This window comes from Paenibacillus polymyxa (assembly GCF_015710975.1).
Lineage (GTDB): Bacteria > Bacillota > Bacilli > Paenibacillales > Paenibacillaceae > Paenibacillus > Paenibacillus polymyxa.
Genome location: NZ_CP049783.1, coordinates 3598677 through 3620737, shown reverse-complemented (window position 1 = coordinate 3620737; position 22061 = coordinate 3598677). Strand labels below are relative to the sequence as shown.

General features: G+C 41.1%; 22 protein-coding genes. 5 read left to right on the top strand and 17 right to left on the bottom strand.

The window, feature by feature from the left end; genetic code table 11:
* Positions 1 to 219: 219 nt before the first annotated feature.
* From G7035_RS16165 to G7035_RS16145, 5 genes are all read right to left on the bottom strand, one after another.
* Positions 220 to 711 carry a GNAT family N-acetyltransferase gene (locus tag G7035_RS16165; protein WP_019688335.1) on the bottom strand — a complete coding sequence of 164 codons (492 nt, stop codon included), beginning with the start codon at positions 709 to 711 and terminating at the stop codon, positions 220 to 222.
* Between the two features lie 230 nt (positions 712 to 941).
* The gene (locus G7035_RS16160; RefSeq protein WP_019688336.1) at positions 942 to 1358 is read right to left on the bottom strand and encodes a DUF2569 family protein; all 417 of its coding nucleotides are present in this window, start codon (positions 1356 to 1358) and stop codon (positions 942 to 944) included.
* Between the two features lie 120 nt (positions 1359 to 1478).
* Entirely contained in the window at positions 1479 to 2927 is a 1449-nt protein-coding gene (locus G7035_RS16155) for a hypothetical protein (RefSeq protein ID WP_147288174.1), read from the bottom strand.
* Positions 2928 to 2981: 54 nt separating this feature from the next.
* The gene (locus G7035_RS16150; RefSeq protein ID WP_019688338.1) at positions 2982 to 3425 is read right to left on the bottom strand and encodes a hypothetical protein; all 444 of its coding nucleotides are present in this window, start codon (positions 3423 to 3425) and stop codon (positions 2982 to 2984) included.
* A 226-nt stretch (positions 3426 to 3651) separates the two neighbouring features.
* Positions 3652 to 3855, bottom strand: coding sequence for a helix-turn-helix domain-containing protein (locus tag G7035_RS16145; protein WP_019686344.1), 204 nt, complete (start codon positions 3853 to 3855; stop codon positions 3652 to 3654).
* Between the two features lie 171 nt (positions 3856 to 4026).
* Here G7035_RS16145 and G7035_RS16140 point away from each other — a divergent pair, with 171 nt between their 5' ends.
* A complete protein-coding gene (locus G7035_RS16140; protein WP_115293078.1) occupies positions 4027 to 4314 on the top strand; it encodes a hypothetical protein in 288 nt (95 codons plus the stop codon).
* Positions 4315 to 4516: 202 nt separating this feature from the next.
* On the opposite strand, the gene G7035_RS16135 is transcribed toward G7035_RS16140, so the two are convergent.
* The 7 genes from G7035_RS16135 to G7035_RS16110 form a co-directional block, all read right to left on the bottom strand.
* The gene (locus G7035_RS16135) at positions 4517 to 4984 is read right to left on the bottom strand and encodes a DUF2691 family protein (protein WP_019688144.1); all 468 of its coding nucleotides are present in this window, start codon (positions 4982 to 4984) and stop codon (positions 4517 to 4519) included.
* 151 nt (positions 4985 to 5135) lie between these two features.
* Positions 5136 to 6035 (bottom strand): GIY-YIG nuclease family protein, encoded by a 900-nt coding sequence (locus G7035_RS16130; RefSeq protein ID WP_019688146.1) that lies wholly within the window; start codon positions 6033 to 6035, stop codon positions 5136 to 5138.
* Between the two features lie 131 nt (positions 6036 to 6166).
* A complete protein-coding gene (locus tag G7035_RS27695; RefSeq protein ID WP_259347986.1) occupies positions 6167 to 6472 on the bottom strand; it encodes a tyrosine-type recombinase/integrase in 306 nt (101 codons plus the stop codon).
* Positions 6390 to 6986 (bottom strand): tyrosine-type recombinase/integrase, encoded by a 597-nt coding sequence (locus G7035_RS16125; RefSeq protein WP_237709736.1) that lies wholly within the window; start codon positions 6984 to 6986, stop codon positions 6390 to 6392. Before G7035_RS16125 ends, G7035_RS27695 begins: the two co-directional genes overlap by 83 nt.
* 330 nt (positions 6987 to 7316) lie before the next feature.
* On the bottom strand, positions 7317 to 9380 hold the full coding sequence (locus G7035_RS16120) for a methyl-accepting chemotaxis protein (RefSeq protein ID WP_019688147.1): 2064 nt from the start codon (positions 9378 to 9380) through the stop codon (positions 7317 to 7319).
* Positions 9381 to 9665: 285 nt separating this feature from the next.
* On the bottom strand, positions 9666 to 10205 hold the full coding sequence (locus tag G7035_RS16115) for a CueP family metal-binding protein (protein WP_019688148.1): 540 nt from the start codon (positions 10203 to 10205) through the stop codon (positions 9666 to 9668).
* Between the two features lie 135 nt (positions 10206 to 10340).
* Positions 10341 to 12728 (bottom strand): polyprenyl synthetase family protein, encoded by a 2388-nt coding sequence (locus G7035_RS16110; RefSeq protein ID WP_019688149.1) that lies wholly within the window; start codon positions 12726 to 12728, stop codon positions 10341 to 10343.
* Between the two features lie 178 nt (positions 12729 to 12906).
* On the opposite strand from G7035_RS16110, the gene G7035_RS16105 reads away from it, so the two are divergent.
* On the top strand, positions 12907 to 13476 hold the full coding sequence (locus G7035_RS16105) for a TerD family protein (RefSeq protein WP_019688150.1): 570 nt from the start codon (positions 12907 to 12909) through the stop codon (positions 13474 to 13476).
* Between the two features lie 43 nt (positions 13477 to 13519).
* On the opposite strand, the gene G7035_RS16100 is transcribed toward G7035_RS16105, so the two are convergent.
* From G7035_RS16100 to G7035_RS16085, 4 genes are all read right to left on the bottom strand, one after another.
* A complete protein-coding gene (locus tag G7035_RS16100; protein WP_019688151.1) occupies positions 13520 to 14440 on the bottom strand; it encodes a hypothetical protein in 921 nt (306 codons plus the stop codon).
* Between the two features lie 217 nt (positions 14441 to 14657).
* The gene (locus G7035_RS16095) at positions 14658 to 15596 is read right to left on the bottom strand and encodes an ADP-ribosylglycohydrolase family protein (RefSeq protein ID WP_019688152.1); all 939 of its coding nucleotides are present in this window, start codon (positions 15594 to 15596) and stop codon (positions 14658 to 14660) included.
* Between the two features lie 83 nt (positions 15597 to 15679).
* On the bottom strand, positions 15680 to 16771 hold the full coding sequence (locus tag G7035_RS16090) for a hypothetical protein (protein ID WP_230877313.1): 1092 nt from the start codon (positions 16769 to 16771) through the stop codon (positions 15680 to 15682).
* Positions 16768 to 17763 (bottom strand): hypothetical protein, encoded by a 996-nt coding sequence (locus G7035_RS16085; protein WP_019688154.1) that lies wholly within the window; start codon positions 17761 to 17763, stop codon positions 16768 to 16770. Before G7035_RS16085 ends, G7035_RS16090 begins: the two co-directional genes overlap by 4 nt.
* A 181-nt stretch (positions 17764 to 17944) precedes the next feature.
* Here G7035_RS16085 and G7035_RS16080 point away from each other — a divergent pair, with 181 nt between their 5' ends.
* Both G7035_RS16080 and G7035_RS16075 read left to right on the top strand, forming a co-directional pair.
* A complete protein-coding gene (locus G7035_RS16080) occupies positions 17945 to 18595 on the top strand; it encodes a hypothetical protein (RefSeq protein ID WP_019688155.1) in 651 nt (216 codons plus the stop codon).
* A 34-nt stretch (positions 18596 to 18629) separates the two neighbouring features.
* Positions 18630 to 19199, top strand: coding sequence for a DUF1697 domain-containing protein (locus G7035_RS16075; protein WP_017428290.1), 570 nt, complete (start codon positions 18630 to 18632; stop codon positions 19197 to 19199).
* A gap of 111 nt (positions 19200 to 19310) precedes the next feature.
* On the opposite strand, the gene G7035_RS16070 is transcribed toward G7035_RS16075, so the two are convergent.
* Positions 19311 to 21056 (bottom strand): methyl-accepting chemotaxis protein, encoded by a 1746-nt coding sequence (locus G7035_RS16070; RefSeq protein WP_019688156.1) that lies wholly within the window; start codon positions 21054 to 21056, stop codon positions 19311 to 19313.
* Between the two features lie 349 nt (positions 21057 to 21405).
* Here G7035_RS16070 and G7035_RS16065 point away from each other — a divergent pair, with 349 nt between their 5' ends.
* On the top strand, positions 21406 to 21990 hold the full coding sequence (locus tag G7035_RS16065; RefSeq protein ID WP_019688157.1) for an RBBP9/YdeN family alpha/beta hydrolase: 585 nt from the start codon (positions 21406 to 21408) through the stop codon (positions 21988 to 21990).
* Positions 21991 to 22061 lie beyond the last annotated feature (71 nt).

Sequence of the window (22061 nt, the reverse complement as noted above, 5' to 3'; positions counted from 1 at the left end):
TCTTTTTATTCCTAGCTGATTTCACATAACGTTCTTGAATTCACGAACCCTCACTGGCTTAAGTGAACGATAGCGAACCGGTCGTCAGACTTAGCCAGTGCGGGGTTGTCCGGCTGCTTTCGCTTCCTTGAAATCCCCCTGCCGGACCCAGGGCGTATGCCCGAAGCATGAATTTGGTGTTAGGCGATGCCGCTCTGAAATAACCCTACTTTAGTGTCATTAGATCTTTGTAGTGAACTCTTGAATATATTTTTTTCGTTCTTCTCTATATCTTTCCGTGTAATTGCCTTTTTTAAATTCATTTATTACGCTTCTCCAAAAGGTTATTGCCGTAATATTTTCTTCCATCTGAGAAACTAACCAATTCGCTTTATACATGTTAAATGCCATTATTGCTGCTTTACGCCCCATACCTGATCTTCTATATTTCTGTAAAATCATAAAATCGTATATCACATGTGTCGGATCTGGATCAGTATCCATATTCTCAAAAAGGACTACTATAAAGCCAACGATTGTATCTGCTACTTCTATAAAAAATGGATTCCACCGTTCGTCGCCCTCCCAATAATAATCTATGTTCACTTCAAATTTTCCGTTTCTATCTACATCTCGACCTGTATATTTGCTGAAGTCATACTCGTACAATTCATACAAATTAATTAGTGTACTTTTATCTTCAGGGCTTACTGGGACAAGTTTCAATTCCATATTTGTATCTAACTCCTTTTTTTATTTTTTCAATTCACTTCGAGGTTTCGCCTAACGTTCTTGTATTCACGAACCCTCACTGGCTTAAGGAGCGAACGCGCCGGGTCCGACGGACTTAGCCAGTGCAGGGTTGTCCGGCTGCTTCCACTCCCCAAAATGTCTCTGCCGGACCGAGGGCCGAATGGCCCGATGCGTGAATATTTTGTTATCTGATGCCAATGCCTTCTTGATTAACTTTCAAATGTTGCTTTGACTCGTTTTGAGTTTTTAAAATACAAAATCCATATTGATCCAAAAATAATTGTAGAGATTAAACTTGGGAGTTCATCTATTTTGTTAATTGTGAGAATGAAGTTTAAAAATCCAAATATTATAGTGATTATTTCAATTTGAATTATTATATTTGGTCCTTTCCTTTTCTTCTTCAATATAAGCACTAGAGAAACAATAATTAAGACTTCAGAAAATAAATATATTCCGACAGAAATATTTCTAGCAAGATTCCAACCAATTGTTCCAACTAACATATAAATATAAAATTCGAAATAAAGACCTATTAAATTACTTATAAGTAGATAAAAAGAATAGATCACAAAGAAAAGCAGCCAGCCTTTAATTCCACTCATACTATTCTGAGATAATTGCATTATTGGCTCCTTAATTTTTGTCTTTTATTTGCATTGAGCATTGGTTTCAGATAACGTTCCTGTATTCACGACCCGGCGTATGCCGAGTGTACGACGAATGTCCGCAGCGTGAATATTATGTTATGTGAAGTTGATACTTTCTGAAGATAATTCACTACAAAATTCATCGTTTATTTTTATCACTGTGACAATAAACAAAGTTAAAAAGACATAATAATTATGAGCATGCGTTTTCTCTTCATCCTCGGAAAATGGTTGCATATGACTGTACTTGTTCCTTAAATCTAGTCCATTATTAAATTGAGATTTGTTAAGTAAATAATTAATGTAATGATATTCCGGTCTTGAAAAAAGTGTATTCTCAAATTCTATAACATTTCTAGCTGCTAACTGATCTAGTTTCTCTCTTGCTTCAGGTGGACAATTCCAATAAGCAACTACATCGTTCTTGTACAAATCATAAAGTATTGCCACGAGAAGATTGTCTGAAAAAACAAGGAATCCGCCACTGTCAACTTTCAAATAGTCTTGGTCAATTAACCACTGAACACGAGGCATATCAAATGATAGAAAATCGTTCATTTTTAATTGTTCATTTCTTAATAAATCGAAGAAATCATTATAAGTTTTTCGATTTTCACCAACATACCCTAGTCCACTTTGATCTGAAAAGAGCAAAAAAGTTACCTGTTTAAATTCTTCACCAATACCATATACATATTTCTTATCAATTAAAGAAGGAATATTTTTATACACTAAATGTTCAGAACGAATTTCCAGCAACTCAAAATCAATTTGTCTTTCTTCAACGTATAAAATAAACTGCTTAAGAGTTGATTCTAATGCGGGCATCACAGCAGTACATTTTTCAAGAAAGGTTGAATTGGCTGAGGGCATAGCAACTTTAAAACCAAATGCATTAAATTCTTCAAAAAGATATTCAACAAAAAACCATTCAATGACCTCTTCTAATCTAATTCCATTACTAAAAAGTTGATTGTAGTAACCATTCATCTGAAGTAATGCAAAAATATTTTTATGGTCAAATGCAACGCCTTTGGTATATCCAGTCTGAGCAGACATGAATGCAAACCTTTCAAAGGCTCCCATCTCACTTTCTTTATTGACAAAAGCACATCTCATTTGTCTATCAACAAATTCAAACATATATATAAAATTATTGAGTAAAGTAGCTTGATCTAAATTATCTTCAATCCATTTAGAACTATAGGTCGCTGTAGTTTTTACCCCCTCATTGTCTAGAAATACTTCCTTCTCCGCGTGTTTTGAGAATATAACGGTGGTTTCCATTTCCATACCTGAACTTTTCTCAAAAAACCGTTCTTCTTGCTCTTCTGCTTTTCTTTTAGCCTTTAATAAAGTTCTTGGAGAGACTTCAATCTTATCTTTATTACTTTGAATATTTTTAATAAGTCTCAAGTAGTTTAAATTAGGCACATCACTATCTATATAATTTAAAAGTATAATTTCTTTGTCGTGATTGCTTAATTCTTTTGGAAGATATATTTCTTCTTTCTCTCTAAAATGTTTTATCTCATATTTATCCAAAAGAATCTCCGCAGTCGATTTTTCACTAAGCATATATTTTTTTAATTCGATTCCTTAATACTCAGTGAGATTTTTACTTTTTAATATTTCATTCAGTCTAACTTTAGAAGAAAAAAGAAGCTTCTCAATAATATCTACTGAGATATTTTGATATGTTTTGAACTTATCAATAAGCCTCCAAAAATCTGATTTATAATAAAAAACTGTTTCTTGGTATGTATTCTCTAAATTTTTGTCATCAACAGACCTTACATACCTAGCTACCGTACCAAAAATGTTAGCGATAATTTTTTCAAAGTTTTCGATATCCGTTGGCGTCCATTTTGTTAAATATAATTTGTTATCAAAGAATTTTTTGATATTGTAAATTTCGATAGCATCATTAATATTTTCGATCTTTCTTGTACCTTGGTAATATTCATTTAAAATAACTTCACTCTTTTGCAAGTTCATTCCGCAAGATAAATCATCCGGTGAGAAAAACTTTATTTTTTCCATAAATATCTCTCCTATATTAAATAGATCTTCGACTAAATTCTTTAAGCATCTTCTCAATTTCACATAACGTTCCTGTATTCATGAACCCCGAAGGGGTTGTCTGCTGAAATGCTTCCCTGAAATCTTCTCGCAGACCAAGGCTCCAAAGGAGCCGCTGCTTGAATATTATGTTATACGATGGAATCACTTCTTCGATTAACCAACATTCATTCTTGATTCTATTCTGTCATTGTTCTGCTATATGTTCCAATAAATCTCCTGGCTGACAACCTAAAGCCGTACATAATTTATCAATCACTTCTAATGACACATATTCGTTCGTATTGAGTTTCGCCATTGTTGCAGACGAGATACCTGTCATTTTCAATAAATCCTGCTTCTTAATCTCTCTGTCGATCAATAATTTTTGAAAAGGTTTATAACTAATCATCTGATATTCCTTTCACACATCAAGTGAATTTTTCTTTAATTATATGAAAGTATATTTTCTTTATCAAAAACATCTTCAACATGTATTGACTTAATTGTTTGTTATGTTAAAATTATATTTAATAAGTTGAACTTTTATTCATAAAATCAAATACGTTGGATGGTGTTCAAAATGCATAATTCTTTAGAAGTCTTACTTGATTCACTGATTCAGACTCGAATTGAATTTTTATATGGCGAGCTTATCAAAAACAACTCCAGCTACAACCGGTTCTCATCCGAGCGGAATCTCTACTTCAAGCAGTTACATGAAGGAGTACCGGAGAATATACAGAAGACCCTATTCCTTTACGATGATGCTGAGCTTTCTGTTCAAGCTATTTTAGAACGTGAAATTTATTTGCAAGGTTTTAAGGACGCTCTTCACCTGCATAACGAATTACATATATATTTAGATTGAGAGCCTTCTGGCTCTTTTTCATTTTGATTCTGTCGTATAACGTTTCTATATTCATGAACCCCAACGGGGTTGTCTGCTGAAATGCCTCTCCGAAATTCATTCCGCAGACCAAGGCTCCATTAGAGCCGCAGCTTGAATATTATGTTATCCGATTTCAGCGTCTTCCTTGAATTACTTACAACAATCATTTTTTTGTTTTTAATCACCAAACTGATAGTCTTGTCCTTGTATCATTTTCATCAGTTATATATTCCAGAGATTTATATCCCTTTCTCTTTATGTGATCATATAAGTCCTCAAGTTTTTCAAAGTCTTTGCAGTAAACTGTTATGTACACGCTATCAATCACAAGAAGAATAATCTGACACTCACTCGCAATATATTCTTCATATGACATTACATCTATTATATTTGCTCCTTTTGGATACGCCTTTAAATTCGCAAATATTAAGTAGTACTTGTTGTAATCAATAATCTTTTTAAGATCTTCTCCATCCATTCCAGTAACCATGTCTGGAAAGAGACTACCCCCTAAAGTATCATCAACAATAAAATATGACTCTTCTCCACCAATAAACCAACTGAAAGTAGTTATATCTATTGGCTTTAAAATCTCTCCAAGATGGTTTCCATAAGAATTTGGAATTTCAAAACTTATGCCTCTATTCATTTATTCACCCACTTCACGCTGATTTCTGATAACGTTTCTGTATTCATGAACCCCGAAGAGGTTGTCTGCTGAAATTCCTTCTCGAATTCCTCCAGCAGACCAAGGCTCCATCGGAGCCGCTGCTTGAATATGTATGTTATGAGATGTCAAATTACTCTTCATTGCTTTCACTTTCAAATTTCTTTTCTTGATTTTGCTTAAACGTTCTTCCGTTAACATCTATCCACTCTACAGGGCCTGCTGCTTGACGGCCTAATACTACAGCAGTCGCTGCACTGATACTGGAGAAAATCGCATTCTCATTAAATATATAAAATTCCCCGCCATCAATCAGAACTCCAGTTTCTATCAATTTGTTTCTCTGCTTGATCCATCCCTCGGAAATTGAACTTGACGTCTGTTTACAGCTTTGAGATCCAGATAGAACTACGTAGCCTTTTTCAGTTTCTATCAATTTAGCAGAAGCTCTTTTGCTTTTTAGCGTGTATATGATATCACTACTAACCTGAGGTGATGAAATTATATTATCATTTGATTGTTTAAGGGTAGAAGGAACCAAGAACATAAAATTAACTACTGGAAAAATCAACTTCATCTGCTCTAAAAAGTATTCCATATCTGAAATATCAGCTTCAGGGAGAGTTGTTAACTCAGGCTGTACAGCATTATCAATTTCGGCTGTTTTCGCATCCTTAGACAAAGAAATAATTCGAGATTCTAAATACTTGATATGAGATTTAGTAAGCATTTCATCCTTGCTTATAAAGGCTACAAATTCGATAAAATCCTTTTCTGAATCCGCTAAGTGTTGCTTTAATCTCTTTTTAAGATTCTCTGCTTCACCTATGTATATGCGTTCATTATAGTTGTCGTTGTTAGGTAAAGATTTTAGAATATAGACTCCTGGTCTATTAAATTCGGGTCGCTCTATGATTTTAGGCAAAGAAGAACGCTGTGAATATAAAGCCTTACCTGACCAATTACCGATTTCAATTGTTCTAGGTCCTGTTTCTGATCCATCCACAAGAAATATAGTTAGTTTTTTTCCCACTCTTGGTTTCCCCTTTAATTTGATTTCTCATAACGTATTATTTACGCACTTTCGAAAGAATGCTCTCTTCGTCATATTCACGAACTTCGTAAATCCTGCACTTTTCTCCTTATTCCCGCACTTTCTGCGTTTCAATCCTCCAGCCCGCTCATCCGATCCAACGGACTTTTAATCCGCCCAATGTCCCGTCTGCTCACATGTGTATACCGCTCCGTCGTTCGCACACTCTGATGCCCTAGCAGTTCCTGAATATAGCGAAGATCAATCCCATTCTCCAGCAAGTGGGTCGCAAAAGAATGCCTTAGCGAATGGATACTCACCTGTTTGCGAATGCCCGCTTCAGCCAGCGCTTTTTCAAACACTTTCTGCGCTGAACGTTCCGTCAGGTGGCGGCCTTCCCTCTGCCTTGGAAACAGCCAGTCTTCTGGCCGCTCCACCCCTATATACTGCTCGACCACCGCCAAAAGCCGCTTCGGATAGCAGCGTTTGCCGATCCTTCCTGCCCTTTCCATGACGAACTTTCAGTAATTTCCGTTCACGGTCGCAGTCTTCAAGACGTAACCTCACCACTTCGCTTACCCGTAGCCCGGATGTATACGTCAGGTACAGAATAGCCTTATGCTTTAGATTTTTCACTGCTTTCAACAGACGCATAACCTCATTCAGGGACAGCACATCTGGCAGTTTACTCTCCTTTTTCGGACGAACATAGGCGGCGGATTTGGGCTGCTTTAGCACATGGCGAAAGTAAAATTTCAGTGCGCTGATCGCTTGGTTAACATAAGCGTGCGAAAGGCCTTTTTCGAGCAGCGCCGACGCGTATTTTTGCACCGTCGCATCATTTGTGCTTGCTTCGGTCCCTTGCAATCTTGCAAAAAAGCGTTCCGTTTGCGATATGTATGCTTTAATCGTCTTGCTGCTGTAGCCCCTTGCCACCAATGCATCGCGCATTTCTTGCCACTGATCCGGGTTCCATTCACCTCGTTCCGTAGAAAAGGGAACCGCATCAGCCTACGCGTCCCGCCGATCGTTTTTTTATCCCGATAAAGTAGGTTTATCTTCATCTCACTTGCCTCCTTAGTATATCAGCCGTTCAAAAAATTGGAAATCTAATTTTACACAAAAAAAGGGACTTAAGATGGATATTCATCTTAAGTCCCTGATTCTTTCAGAGTGAATTATTGATCATTAAGTCCAATTTATATTATCATAAAATGCTCTACCTTTATTTGTCCAGTTCCTCCGTCACATCATCCCATAGCATCGCCGCCACCTACCATGTTACTCAACCTTAAACTGTTTTAATTCGTCTTGAAGCTTAGTGGACAATTGGTTTAATTGTTTGGATAGTTCAGCAACCTGTTCGAAGCTCTCCAATTGTTCCTGCGTGCTGGCGCTAACCTCTTCGGTTGAAGCGGAGTTCTCTTCTGTGGTGGAAGAGATGATTTCCAACGCCTGTAAAATCTCATCTTTGTGCTTGTGGACTTTGGAGGTGTTGGTGCTGATCTGGATCATTCGTAATTTCAAATCTTCCAAATCCTTGTTAATACTAAAGAACACTTGCTTCGTGTCCTCCACCGATCTCGCATTTTCTTCTGCGATTTTCAGACCGTGAACGGTATGCTCAACCGATACGCTAGTTTTTTCTTCGATGACGCGGACCTTCTTGTAGATTTCCTGTGTCGCCAGTGCCGTCTGCTCAGCCAGCTTGCGAACCTCCCCGGCAACCACGGCAAACCCTTTGCCCTGTTCTCCTGCACGCGCAGCTTCAATGGAAGCATTGAGCGCCAACAGGTTGGTCTGCGTTGCAATTTGGTTGACCGTATCCACGATGCCCGAAATCTCATGACGGCTCAGATCGATATCCTGAATGATAGCCGACATCGCTTGTGTGGAGTTATGATTTTCTTCCGCCCATTTGGATAGCTGATCTACTACTGCAAGCCCTTGTCCGCTTTGTTCGGCAGAGGTTTGCACCATCGTTTCGATGGTTTTGGCATCATTGGCAATTTCGTCAATTTGGCCGGATAAGGCACCGGTTTTTTGTAAAATGTTATCCGTCTCGATGGATTGATAATTCGTTGCATTGGCAATTTCATTAATTGCTGTCGCAGTGTCGTTCATCGTAATTGCGGTTCTGGAAGAAATGGATTGCAAATCATGAGAAGACTGATTTAACACTTGAGCTGAGCCGCCCACCATTTGGAGCATACCTTGAATTTTTTGAACCATATTGTAAACCCCTTGAGAAATTTGCCCGATTTCGTTATGGGAATTCGTATCAAACGGAACGGTCAAATCTCCATTTTCAATTAGCTTGATTTTGGCGAGCAATTTCGGAATGGATCTCAACAGATAACGGAGCGTTATATAACAAATTACAACCAGCAGGATGGTGGCTGCGGCAAAACCGCCAATCGTAATCCAGGTAAAGCTTCTTAATTCTGAGAGCGCCTCTTGTTCAGAGATGGTTAAGCCTACGGACCACCCCGTATCTTTACTGGTTGCATACCCAATGTAACGACGTTCGCCGTTATCATTAATTAGCTGCACTCCAGACTCACCAGCAATCATTTTCTTACCGATCTCGCCAAGATCACCTGTGCTTTCGTTAATCTTTTCTTTCAGCACTTTATTTTGATCAGGGTGATACAAAATATCACCTGTTTTGGACGCAAGAATCGAATAACCTGTGCTTCCAAGCGAATAGCTTTGCATAACGGCAGGGATGTCTTTGAAGGCAATATCTACAGCTGCAAAGCCGATTAATTGGTTGCTGCTATCTTTGATCGGATAGAAAATGCCCATGACGACACTCCCCGTATTGACGTCTTTATAGGGTTCTGAGTAGTACAAACCGTCTGCCTCAACAGCCGGCTTGAAGTACGGACGCGAATGGATATCGAAATCCGGTTTGGAAGCAGCACCATCATTCTGAAGAAAGAAGCCTTTGCCATGTATTCCTGCAATCCAGGCGTCGGCAAAAGATGGCTCTTCCTTTACAATGGCTGCTAGAGTTGCTACTGTTTCCGCAGCATATGGAGAAGTTTTCGCCATCTCTGCTGATTCGGTGGTTTCTATATATTGTCTAAATAAAGTGTTGGTTGACATTTGTTTGACCAGCGAGCCCTTTTCCTTAAATAACGCATCAAATTGACTGACGGTGGCCTGCGTCTTGGTCTGGAGCATGGCCTCTTGCTGCTTGACAAGCATACTTTGCGTGCTCGCATACATGAACGTCCCCAAGGTTGCAAAGACGACAACGATAATAACTAACAAGACCATGGCCAATGTGTTGGCGATACTGGATGATCTGAATACGCGCTTCTTCATATTTTGTGACATGCTGCCATCTCCCCAAGGAATATTGAGCGAAAAGCTCTTAGATAATATGTCGGAAGTTTGCAGCTATTTTAATAGGTTTTTAGTATACACAATTTAAAGTTTTGCTATCTGATTCCTCATAGATTTCCTCCCAACCCGTTCAGTAACTCCAGCAAAAGATTAGGGCAGCACAAAGAGCCTCCGTCAGACGCAGGCTCTTTTCTAAAAAAAGCTATGAACACGCGAGGTGTTGCAGACTTAAAGCGTTCGAGCGATCTGTAAGCTCACCCCCATTATTCTCTGTCGTTAGCTTAGCTGCATCGTTGTGATACATGTATCGTTTTTCTCATATGTAGAGAATTCCGTTTTGGCCGTTTTACCTTCATGATTCACGCTAATGCGGTAGGTTTTATCCCTCGGTAGCCATAGATCAATAAAACCATTGGGTTGTGATTTCATGGCAGCATTCTCCATGATGATATTCCCTTCGGAGTCGTGAACGGTCACATTGAATTCTCCATTTTTTATTTCGCCTTGGCAGCCGGTTAGACTATGAGTTGCACAAGGGTGGGTCTCTTCTACATATGGCGCAATCGAAACAAAAAACTCGTTGTCAGGCAAATCATAAGTTATGGGTTGGGTATTGTCCCCTGTGACCATCAACTGACTGGAATTAATGGAAGCGGATTGACCTGTTCCCTTGCCTGCGCTGAAATCATGCACCAATTGCTTGATATCGGTTGTCTCGATCTTGTTCGTTCCTTCTTTCTGCATATTTCCTGCAATCAGGTACGTCCCCAATGCCGCAACAACCAACCCTGAAGCGACCAAGATTCCTTTTTTCATCTGGAGTTCATCTCCTTGTCCGTTTTAAATCATTATAAGGGAGAACGCGCCGTAACGGACAAAATACGGTACTGAAGTCACCAGATATTCACATCTTTGCTTGTTTATTCAGACATATCTGGGGCACAATTCTTTTTAACGATCCCGGTTCACAATATAATTCATCAGATGCTTCAAAAAAGAGATATTGCGGGGCACCTCTTTTAATGCTTCCATGGCAAGACAGTAGTGCTCCCACATCTCTTTACTGGCACCTTCGTAACCAAGGATGGACACAAAATTCGAATTATTGTTATCCGAATCCTGACCCACAGGTTTTCCAAGTAAGAGCGTATCTCCTTCCACATCAAGCAAATCATCTTTGATCTGAAAAGCAATCCCCATATGATGGGCGAATTTCTGCAAAGCAGCAATCTCTGATTCCTCGGTCTGTGCAAGCATGGCTGGCATAACGAGACAAGCCTCGAACGCCACTCCTGTTTTGTAAAAGCACATCATATTCAGCTGCTCCAAGGTCAAAGCCTTTCCTTTGGAATCCAGATCCATCGCCTGACCCATACACATATCCTCTGCCTTACGGGCCGAGTATTGGATCAAGGCAAGCACAGTCTCAGCGTTGAACTGACTCAGTGATGCTTGCTCCCCGATGGCCTTCTGGATCAGATATAGTCCGGTTAATTCCGCAGTAGCGCTATTGTGCACCTGATGTAATGTCTGACGCCCTCTACGGGTAGAAGCGTTATCCTGGGAAGGCAAATCATCAAAAATCAGGGAGGCTGTATGCATATATTCCAGTGATCGCAGAAGAGGTACGATTGCCGAAGCGTCTAATCCATATTCATTTACGCCCATGACCCAAGTCAAAATAGGTCGTATCCTTTTCCCATCCCCCTCAAGACTATAATTTGCAGCATCAATAAGCTGTTCTTTCATGACCTCGATCCCAGGAGGTTTGGTAATTTTCAATTGGTTGTTAATCTGATCACGGACTGTTTTGACCGTATTCATAAAGTCTTCCTTTTCCCTCGAATCGTTTTTCAGATGGGTAATCATCTGGTCCCGAAGCAGCTTATCGAAGAAATCTACATCCTCTGCTTTGCCTACCATTTTCTGAACGAGACGATTGAATTCAGGATTCCCGGATGCAAAAATCTCCATTATCTCATTGTACTTTTCTGCACCTACCCGTTCTTTATAACGTTTGAGTCCATTTATTGCACGGTCCAGTATTACCTCGCGAGCCATAGCATCCGAGTCATACACGTTATGGATCAAATTAGAAATGACCGCCCAGTATAGCTCGAAGGGATTGATCAAATCCGATCTTTGATGATGATATTTTAAATAATAGGTATAGGGTGTTACTGCACCGTCTCTCATATCGTCAGCCATATCCGCAAAATCATCAGCAAGCTGGTTATAGATACCATAAAAGAATGTTCGTTGCTCAAACCCTTCATCCTCAGGAGCACTAATCACGGAACGGACAATCAAGCGGGAAGAAGCAGATTTTAAAATCACGGGTATATACAGTTCTTCATTGGTGTAATGAGTTCGCGCTAGATTCTTATCCCGGTCGATATCTTGAGAATGAAAGAAAACGTAGGACTGCTCGAAAAAGGTTTGCTGTGTGTCTGGCCGCTGATGTGCCTTAATATACTCAAAAGCATCCGAGAGCTCCGAATGGATATAGCAAATGAAATTCATATGCTCACCGGTCCAGTCGCCCAGCTCTGGCACAGATCCGGTAAGAAGCGCGTTACGTATCATATGGGAGTATTGCTCTTTCTCCTGAATGGTCAACAGCTGAGAATCGAGAAGATCATCAATAAAAGGATAAGTCAACCCATAGGAATACCCAAGCCTAATCGCTTCATCCAGTCTGCGCGAACGCTCAACAGGTGACACGGCTTCGTCCATTTCTTCCATCACATGCAGAATAACTCCAATGATGATTTTAATCAGTTTGCGCTGGGCGTGCTCTGCATCCATTTCCTCGGGAATATGAGAAGATACAGAGTTAAGCTTGTTGATTAGCCAGATTACAGTGGCTTCGATCCCTTCCTTTTGAGACCACCGATACACCCTGGCTATATTCATAAACTCCGGTTGATTTCTTCTATTAGCACGGGTGGGTTGAAGCAAATATCTTTTCACGTCAGCAATAACGCGCTGAATCCGGGTCTGTGTGTTCGCAGAATCTAGAGCCTTGCCTAGATCCCTCATGTAAATATAAGAGACACTTCGCTTCAGATAATCATCCAATTTGCCTGTGTAACTCAGCCATTGAATGTATCTGTCATAATCCCGAGTATCCGGCTTTCTCTTATTCCGCGAAATGAAGGATAACCATGAAGAAGGACGGATATGATTCCTTTTCCATATATGGATATCTTCTGTAAGAGAAGTCACATAAGTCTTATCCTTGACCTGATTATAGAGTGATGCAAAATACTGGAGCGCCTTCTGCTCAGCCAGCTGGTATCCTGTATCGGCTCGAAATTTTTCATTCATATGATGCATTACCTCAACTTCTCATTTTGTTTAAACATGGTTGCATTTCTCCCTGAGCGAACGAATTTGGATCATGTTTTTATCTTTATACGGAAAAAAATCTGTGAAGTTACGAATAGATTATATCCTTCTATATATATGCTACAATTTCAGAGTAGAACAAAAATAATGATAGGGAGGCATAACGTTGAGTATTAGTCTAGTTAAAGGACAGAAGGTAGACCTAACCAAAAATAATCCACACTTATCCGTGCTGAAAGTAGGGCTTGGATGGGACCCTATGAGGGGTAGAAGCATGGATATTGATGCGTCAGCGCTGCTTCTTAATGAGAACGGCAAGCTAACCCAGACGAAAAATCTAGTATATTTCGGAAACAAAAATAGCCCTTGCGGGGCCGTCGTACATAGTGGTGACAACTTGACAGGACATGGTGCCGGTGATGATGAAGTCATTACTGTATCCCTTCAACAACTACCACCTGAAGTGCATAGAGTCGTATTTATTGTGAATATATTCCGTTTTTTCAGCTTTGGTAGACGTAAGGATTTCAGTATGGTGAACAATGCTTATATTCGAGTATTGGATGCGTCGCAAGATGAAGAGATTCTCCGATACAATTTGACAGAGGACTATAAAGGGATGTGTAGCATCCGTGTAGGTGAAGTATACCGCTATGGAGGGGAATGGAAATTCGGTGCTATTGGGGAAGGCAGCACCATTACCTCCCTGAATGAGCTTGTCAAAACGTATGAATAAGTATTTTTGGTGTTAAGGAAAAACCCACGTCTGACGTGGGTTTTTATGCTATCTCTTCAACAGCCACCTGATACAGCAGAGAACCTTCACGGAGCAGCAGGCGGTCTTTTCTGAAATCCTGTTCGTGCGGCTGAAGGAACTCTTGATCGTCATTTAAAAAGCAAATGTGTTGTCCTTTGCTCAAGTTGCCTGGCTTCACATTCTTTTTCAAGACATATTGTCCATTCTTGCCATACCCGCCGTCGAACAAAAAGTGATACCCATCTGTAGCCACCCCGGAGCAGCCGGAAATCCTCGGATTCATAAACGTAATATTCGTAAGGTCGCTACCGGAAATACGTCCTAATGAAAAATCTGAATAGTAATAAAACCAGATTTCCTGCTCGCTAACCACGTTCAAAGCATAGCAATCATGAATGTCTGCCGCTTGGTTCTCATATATTTTGTGTCCCTCTTTATTCCAGGCGACAAGGCCGGAGGACCCCACAGGCTCATTCCAACCATAATTCCCGAATATACCTTCATCAAAATAACTGGTCCAGATCGTACCTTCTTTTGTAGCCTGAACACTCTGGATACCGTCTCCAAGCAGTAGTTCATTCACAGTACGACCTTCATAATCAATAATTTTACCATTTAGATCGTATTGATCAGGTCCGTAATAATGGCATCGTGCTCCGACGAGTAACAAATAATCTTGTAGCGGCTGTACATAATGATAGTTGAACTGCTGCCCCTCCAAACACACCTCTTGAATGTGATCGTCTAGAATGAGTACCTTGTAAGTACGTCTCTCTTTAAGAGAAGCAGGCGTGAACATCCCCCGCACTCGTTCTGGGACTTTATCAATGAGCAAAATATACACGCGTCCATCAGGACCAAATTGGGTCGAAACGATCTCAAACCCTTCTATATTATTGGAAATATCGACAAATGAATAAAGCTGTTTATCTAGATGTGACAATGTAGTTCCTCCTCTAAAAGATCAGTAAAGTGAAGTTTTATTTGTATTGGATTTCATTTTGTCATAACGACAAGTAACTGAGGAGGGTGGAAGTATGGCGATATGGGTAGTAATCCCAAGAGATGAGTCATCGGCAAAATATAGTGAACCAAAAAAGCCGGGTTCTGCTTCATAATAAAAGCAACCCAGCTTGATATTTACAAATGCTCTGTTCCTCTTAAAGTGTCCGGTCCTTGTCGGCCTTCTGCCATAAAGCCTCAGTCAGCTCATCAATCGTCTCTTTCATTGCCAGCTTCTCGCGCCAGTGACTCGGGATACTGCTTAGCCCATAATAAGCCCCTGCAATCTGGCCGTACACTGCTCCGGTCGTATCTGCGTCATCTCCCAGATTTACGGCCAGCAGTGCCCCCTCTTCAAATGAAGCCGAATGGTAAAATGCCCACAGCGCAGCCTCAAGGGAACGAATAACATAACCGCTTCCTTGGATTTCAGGCGGCTCCTTATGCTTGTAAGATCCCTGAATGATTTCTTCAATGGCTGCCGAATAAGCTGACTGTTCCTGCCGCCACTTATAGCAGACATCAGCTGATAACATGGATTCTTTGTCCGCTCCCCGCAGACCTGCCACAAGAATTGAAGCAAGCGCGGCACAGGCCTCCACACTTTCGACTGCTCCATGGGTGGTGCGCGAGCTCAGCTCAGCGTACATCACGGCCTCTTCCGGGCGGTTCGCATAGGCCATCGCCACAGGTGCAAGCCTCATAATCGAGCCATTACCAGCAGTCATGGGGTCAACGGACCCGCTATACGGATCTCCAGTGGCTTCGAAGCGATGCAGTGCTGTTCTCGTCGCACCACCGATATCAAAGCACGTTCCCGTGCTGCTCATATATCCCAGGTGGTACCAATTGGTGTAGCGGCGCATTTGGTCTGCTGGATCAAAGCTATCTTTTCGCACCATGCTCTCGGCCAAACAGAGCGCCATAGACGTATCGTCTGTCCACTGCCCTGCCTTCAACCCAAATACACCACCGCCTACAATATCCGTTACAGGTTCGAATGTGCCTGGACTGCTAAATTCTACTGTGGTTCCCAAAGCATCACCTACGGCTAGTCCAGCGAGACATCCATAAAAACAATCCTTGTTAAGTGCCATTTTGATGTACACTCCTTTGTAATTGTTATAACTAATGCATATATTTCCATATCACTAGGAAGGAAGAATATCCGGTACGCCATTTATTCGTCGTAGCTCAAGGCTGTACAACCGCTATCTGGATTTAATTCAATGAAAATTCCTGCCTCTTGATGGTAAATGAGTGGAAATCGCTCCGTATCTATATATTCGCGCACACCGCTTGAAAGCCGCCATACCTGAAGCGGGACTTCTTTTCCCCATAAGAATAATCGGTCGCCGCAAGCGGTTATATCCGCTTGGGGATATGGGTAAATCCCGTATTCATCAGGCTTGCAGTTTAGAGGCGGGATCGCAGAAAGCACACGTCGGTACCCTGGCTGAGTCATATCGAATAGGACAACCGCCGGTTCCACGCCTTCCTCTCCCCAATCTTCCTCCTCCAGTAAATCGGCATCCATCTGTCCCCATACCGCCAATGTATCGGGTCCTGTCCAGCACACTGGCCCATCCCAATCTATGGTTTGCCAAAGATGGCGAACTGACGGACCATTTTCCGATTCCCATGGGTTCAGCAGCCAATCAGATAATGACCAAGTTCGAACCACTCCTAATGGAGCCCATACCCATCCTGTATCCGCCATCCACTTTCCCTCTGGAGAAGCCAGCAGTCTCCCATGAAAGTAATCTAGATAATGCTCATCTTTGCTTTCGTTGTTATAAACAGGGCTAGGTCTTGCTGTCAAAAGCCTCCCTGTTTCTATATCCGTCAGATCCAGCCGGTTCCATTCCGTTCCATGAACAAGAATACATGCACCATCTCGATGAGCAAATGCCAGAGGGAACATACTTTTATCATAATGGTATTCGTCCCGCGATAATTGCATTTTTTCTTGAGCATGGACTAAATCATACACTGCCGCATGCCGGCCAAAACGATTGGATATGGCTACGTACTTGCCGTCAGGGCTGGTCACCATTTGGACAGGTTGCAGGGGATTAAAATCAGGAATACAAATACGTGTACACAATTCGGCATTACCAGAGCAAAGCTCTAGCCTCCACAGTTCTGCTTGTGTGTTCAATGCCAGCAAGGTTATGCTTCCCTGAGAGCCACCCTTTAGTGGATAAATGGCTGTAAGACGTCCGATCGTCTGTGGTAAATCGGGTAAAGAAACGTGATGAAATGGCATCATTTAACCCCTTTTAATCTGGATAAATAATAATTTATACCCGTATTTGTGAAGCTGGATTTATCGATAAAAAATCTGAGTTCAAGCAATGCAGACAATACTTTCATAAAAACACCCGGTTTTTTCTTGCAGAAACATTTAAAATATGTAATTTCGCTAGGATTACTTTTGAGAATAAAATAGGAGTAATTCATCATGATCATATTGGAGATGAACTGCTCTGTTGGAGATTGATGTTCATTGATACAGTCGATCAGCACTTCTAATAACCTATTTTTATTAGAGTTATAGGCTTGTATAAACCTCGTTGCTTCTACAAACGACTTGTTGAAATCATCATACGGAAAATCATATACATCATGACTGCCCAGGATGAAGTTGATCAACTCTCCTTGCAAAATTTTTATTTTTCCCAGCGCTGCTCGGGTATCCATATCCATCTCATTTTTGTTAATATGCTCATGCAAAATGTCAATTAGAATGTGCAAATCATATTGCTGTCCGTCTTCCATCCTGTACATCATCTTGCTATTTTCAATCGTTAGACGATCATAAATGTCATCCCCTAAACCCAATTCAAATAAAAGATGGTGAAGGAAAGATAGCCTATCTGAAGTAAGCAAGTATTCATTTCCTCTCTCTGCTACATGTGAAATCTGATATTGATAATAAACACAACATAAGTTTTTTCGGCTATAGACAGCATCTTTATGTATATCAAACATGTTAAAAATAAGCGCAAGCAATCGAATCAGACGTTCAGCATCCGTTACGCTTAGAATGGGATGATCCATTTTTGTAAATAGCGACCTGTCAAATAAATCATGCCATCGCACTAAAGAAATATGATCCTGCTCATTTATATTCAGAGTTAATATTCTTAAATTTTGCTCTTGATCAGGATAGGAATAAAATAGATCTTCATGATTCAAATCAGAAATGCGCTCATTAAAGTAGGCTCTTAATTTGTAATCGTATATTTCAGAAAAAGACATTTTTCTCCTCCTTACACCTTATTTTCGAACTCCTATATTTTAAAATTATTCTGGATCGACTGGCAAGGCGGCATAAATACAGAAACATATGTTCTTCTGTTCTATATTATGATATCTTAATGCTAAAAGTAAAACGTGATGTCGCAGGTCATAGCCTACGACTAGAAAGGAATACACACCTATGAAACAGTTAAACGAAGCGCTTACCCGGTTTGTACACCAGCAAAACTTGTATAATGAAGCCTACGGGCTGTTCCAAGACCACGATATCCAGCCCCGTTCAGAGAGTATAACAGATTGCTGGGACAGTCGGATTCCTCTATCTCCTGAGCTTGCGTACATGTATAGCCACTATGAAATGATCGATGCCAAGGCAGCGGGAACACACAAATTTAAAAACGCGGCAGTTGAAGTTGGGGATGCCGCAGTTCTCTTTTTTGTCGCACCAGAACATTTATATCGCCAACAGTTGGGTTATCGCTTTATTACGTCTGATGAGCTTGTTCATGAGTCATCTTCATGGCCATCCCATCATGTTGTAATTGCCACGTTTAATGACGATCCAGTCATTGTCGATACTAGCGCACCCGGTTCGCCTGTATATGCTGCAATTGAGAGTGGTGGGGCGCAGCAGGTGGCTGACTCTTTAGCTAACTTCTTTACGGCTCTTTCCATCCTGATTGAAGGTGCCTGTACCTTTAAGGGAGAATTGATAGATGAAGATACATACGAAACCAAAGCAGCATATATCGAGCACGTAAAACCATTGCTGCATCATTTGTTGGGCGAAAACCAAACCACGTATTTGCTGAATTACCTATCCTTTTGTTAGAAATCCTATTGGTTAAAGAGAGGTGGGGCTTTTTATGATCTATATCGCATTACTGCGGGGCATCAATGTCGGCGGCAACAACAAGATCGAGATGAAGAAGCTCAAGCAAACGTTTGAACATGCAGGTATGGGGCATGTGACGACTTACATCAATTCTGGAAATATCATATTTTCCAGTCAGGAGCGGTCCAACCAGGAGCTATCGCTCGTATTGGAACAGGCGATTCTGGAGGATTTTAGCTTACCCATCCGTGTCATCGTCCGTAATATGAAGGAGATTCAGAGCATTATGGAGGCACTGCCGGATGAATGGGCTAATGATACACAGATGAAAAGTGACGTAATGTTTCTGTGGGATGAAATTAACGATATTACCGTTCTGGACAAGCTTCCTTTGAAACCGGGAATTGGGCACGTCATGTATACGCCCGGGGCGATTTTGTTTTCTGTCAGCAAGGAACAAGTCACAAAAAGCGGGTTAACGAAATTAGTCGGCACCAAGCTGTATCAGCAAATGACGGTGCGGAATGTGAACACAACCCGGCAGATTTATAAGCTGATGCAAATGGCTGAACAGGAAGAGTTACGAGATTTGGACTCCTGACTGGATGACGAAAGCAATCTAGTAGAGTCTGCTCAAAAAGGGAGCCTTCTTACGGCTCCCAACTGTTTTTCTTCGTCCTTCATTTAAATACCCATCACCGTATGGTCCTCGTTAAATTTTAAAGCCTTCGACCAGCTCATTCAGTCGAGCTGCGCTTTCCTTCACCTGATCAGACTGGTGTGCCACTTCACGAGATTTTTCCGTTGATGACACCATATTCTCAGCAATGTGCTGGGTAGATATAGCAGACTGTTCGCTGGCGGTTGCAATCTCATGGATCGCTCTCACCATGGTTTGGATGGTTTCATTTACCTGCTTAGAGGTAGCGTTCAAATCATTGACTGTGTTCGTGTGCTCAACAGCATCAGTGTAATATTGTCCCGCTGTGTCCTCAAGCAGCTGATAATCCTTGCCCACCTGGGTTTGCAGGAAGTGCAGTAATTCTTCGGCATTGGTAGTCAGATTTTCTACAGACTGCACAACCTCTTGAGTAACACTCTGAATTTGGTCTACCGCGTGTTTGGAGCCGTCTGCCAACTTACGAATCTCGTTAGCTACAACCGCAAACCCTCGACCTGACTCACCGGCACGAGCCGCTTCAATAGATGCATTTAGGGCCAGCAAATTGGTTTGTGCCGTAATTTCCAAGATAGACTGAGAAAGTATACGAATTTGATCTACTGCCTTAGCTCGTTCTAATGCTTCTGTCATCTTTGCATTAGCCTTCTGGTAAATTTCCTTGGCCGCTTTATTGGATTGACTAGCCGCCTGCTTCAACGTTTCGGCCTTTACACTTGTATCATAGGCAGACTGAGCTCTTTCTTGAGTTTTGACCGAGATGTACTCTGCTGCCCGCTGCATTTCATCCGCAGAATGATTCATATTTTCGGTGTATGCTGAAGTCTCCTCCATAGCTGCTGACAGCTGTTCGACCGTGGCGGATACATCGCGAATCCGTTCATTGAGATCTGTCATATTCAGATTCGTCTGATCGCTAAGCTGGTTAATTTGGCGCGACTCATTGATCACTCCCGTAATGACCATTGAGGTTGAATCTGTCATTTGCTGAATAGCACGAGCAATGACAGCGATCTCATTATTTCCTTTGAGCAAGGCTGGATCAAGTGCTGCCGTTAAATTGCCTTGGGTAATCTCTTCACAGTATTTCGTAATGGTGCTCATCCGGGAACGAATGTTTTGAATGGCCACAAAGGAGATTGTGATCAGAACAGCCAGCACGAGAGCCAGAACCGTGATCAACACAATTGTACGCATTTTTATCTCATTTTGCGTATTTTGATATAGGTTGGCGGATTGCTCATTGTTATAATCTGAAATGGTAGTCAGCATCGTAACTATGGCCGTACTAGATTTATTAATCCGACCTCTCTCTTCTGTGTCATAGGTTCCAGTATTTTTTTTGACGGCCATGATCTGTTCAATATCCTGAAAATACGTGTCTATACTGCCTCTTAGTTCCTCATACAATTTCTGTTCCTTTGCATCCAATGTCCTTTGTGAAAATTCATTTAGCCCGGTTGTAACACTATCCTTTCCTTTCTGTACCTGCTTATATTGTTTATCTGTATACTCTTTATTGTCGAGTATTTTTGTATAATTGGCCCGCATATTGTAGAAATCACTTTTGACTTCAAGAATATTGGTTTGGTGTTGAAAGCGATCCACATACAAAATACCTTGACCCTCTTTAGCTTGATACATACCGATAACCCCTACCAACGATACAATGAGCAAACCCACCAAGCTGATCACAATCATGGAGATCATCGTTGTTGTGACCTTTAAATCTCTAAGCCCTTTTCCTTTTTTCGTCCTGTCCGATAGCTTGTTACTCATCCAAACCCCTCCAGCTCGTCTATGGATAATAGTTCACGCTGCTCTCAACTTTCACGAGTACTCCGATCCCCCCCTGATGCTGCCCTCCAAACAACAATATGAAGTAGATTACAAAACGTGATGCTATATATATCGGTAGAAAGCGCTTAAATTTATAAGTCAAATTACAGTACTGCAAAAATAATGAATATTATAACAGGAAAATTTATACATGGACTTGCTACGTAAATCCACAATTTTAGTACTTATAAGCATGGGGAGTTTGGTAAACTAGAGGGGAATGCCTGCATGAAGTGAGGCACATATGCAAATTAAGTTCTAAACACTGGATGATGGGAGAGAACGTATTGTGACAAACATACAAAATCAAAAGCAAGTATATATAATCCATGGATACACCGCTTCGCCAGCAGATCATTGGTTTCCTTGGTTACAAGACAAATTACAGGAAGATGGGGTTTCGGTAGATATACTAGAAATGCCCAACTCGCAAGCGCCCAAGCTTAATGAGTGGATTGAGTATCTATTGCAAAATATTAAAGTTCTACATAAAGACACCTATTTTATTGGTCATAGCTTGGGATGTGTATCCATATTAAGGTACCTGCAGCAAGTAAATATCTCGGAACCGCTGGGGGGCGCCGTGTTCGTTTCCGGTTTTACTGACCCAGTGCCAAGCCTACCATCATTAGATGAGTTTACAATTGACCATTTGGATGATCAGCAAATTATAGATTCACTAAAGGCACGTGCAGCTATAGCTTCAAAGGACGATACGATTGTCCCCTTTGCACTTAGTAAGAAACTAGCGGAAGATATGCAGGCTGATTTTCACGAAGTAGATCATGGGGGGCACTTTTTGCAAAGTGACGGTTTTACCACCTTACCGGTGGTATATCAAGTGTTACTTGAGATGATGAATGCAAATGAATAGCATGTCAGGAGAGCCTTGTGTCAAAAAAGCAACGCGGATTGAATCCGTAAACCTAGCTACTATTTACTTTT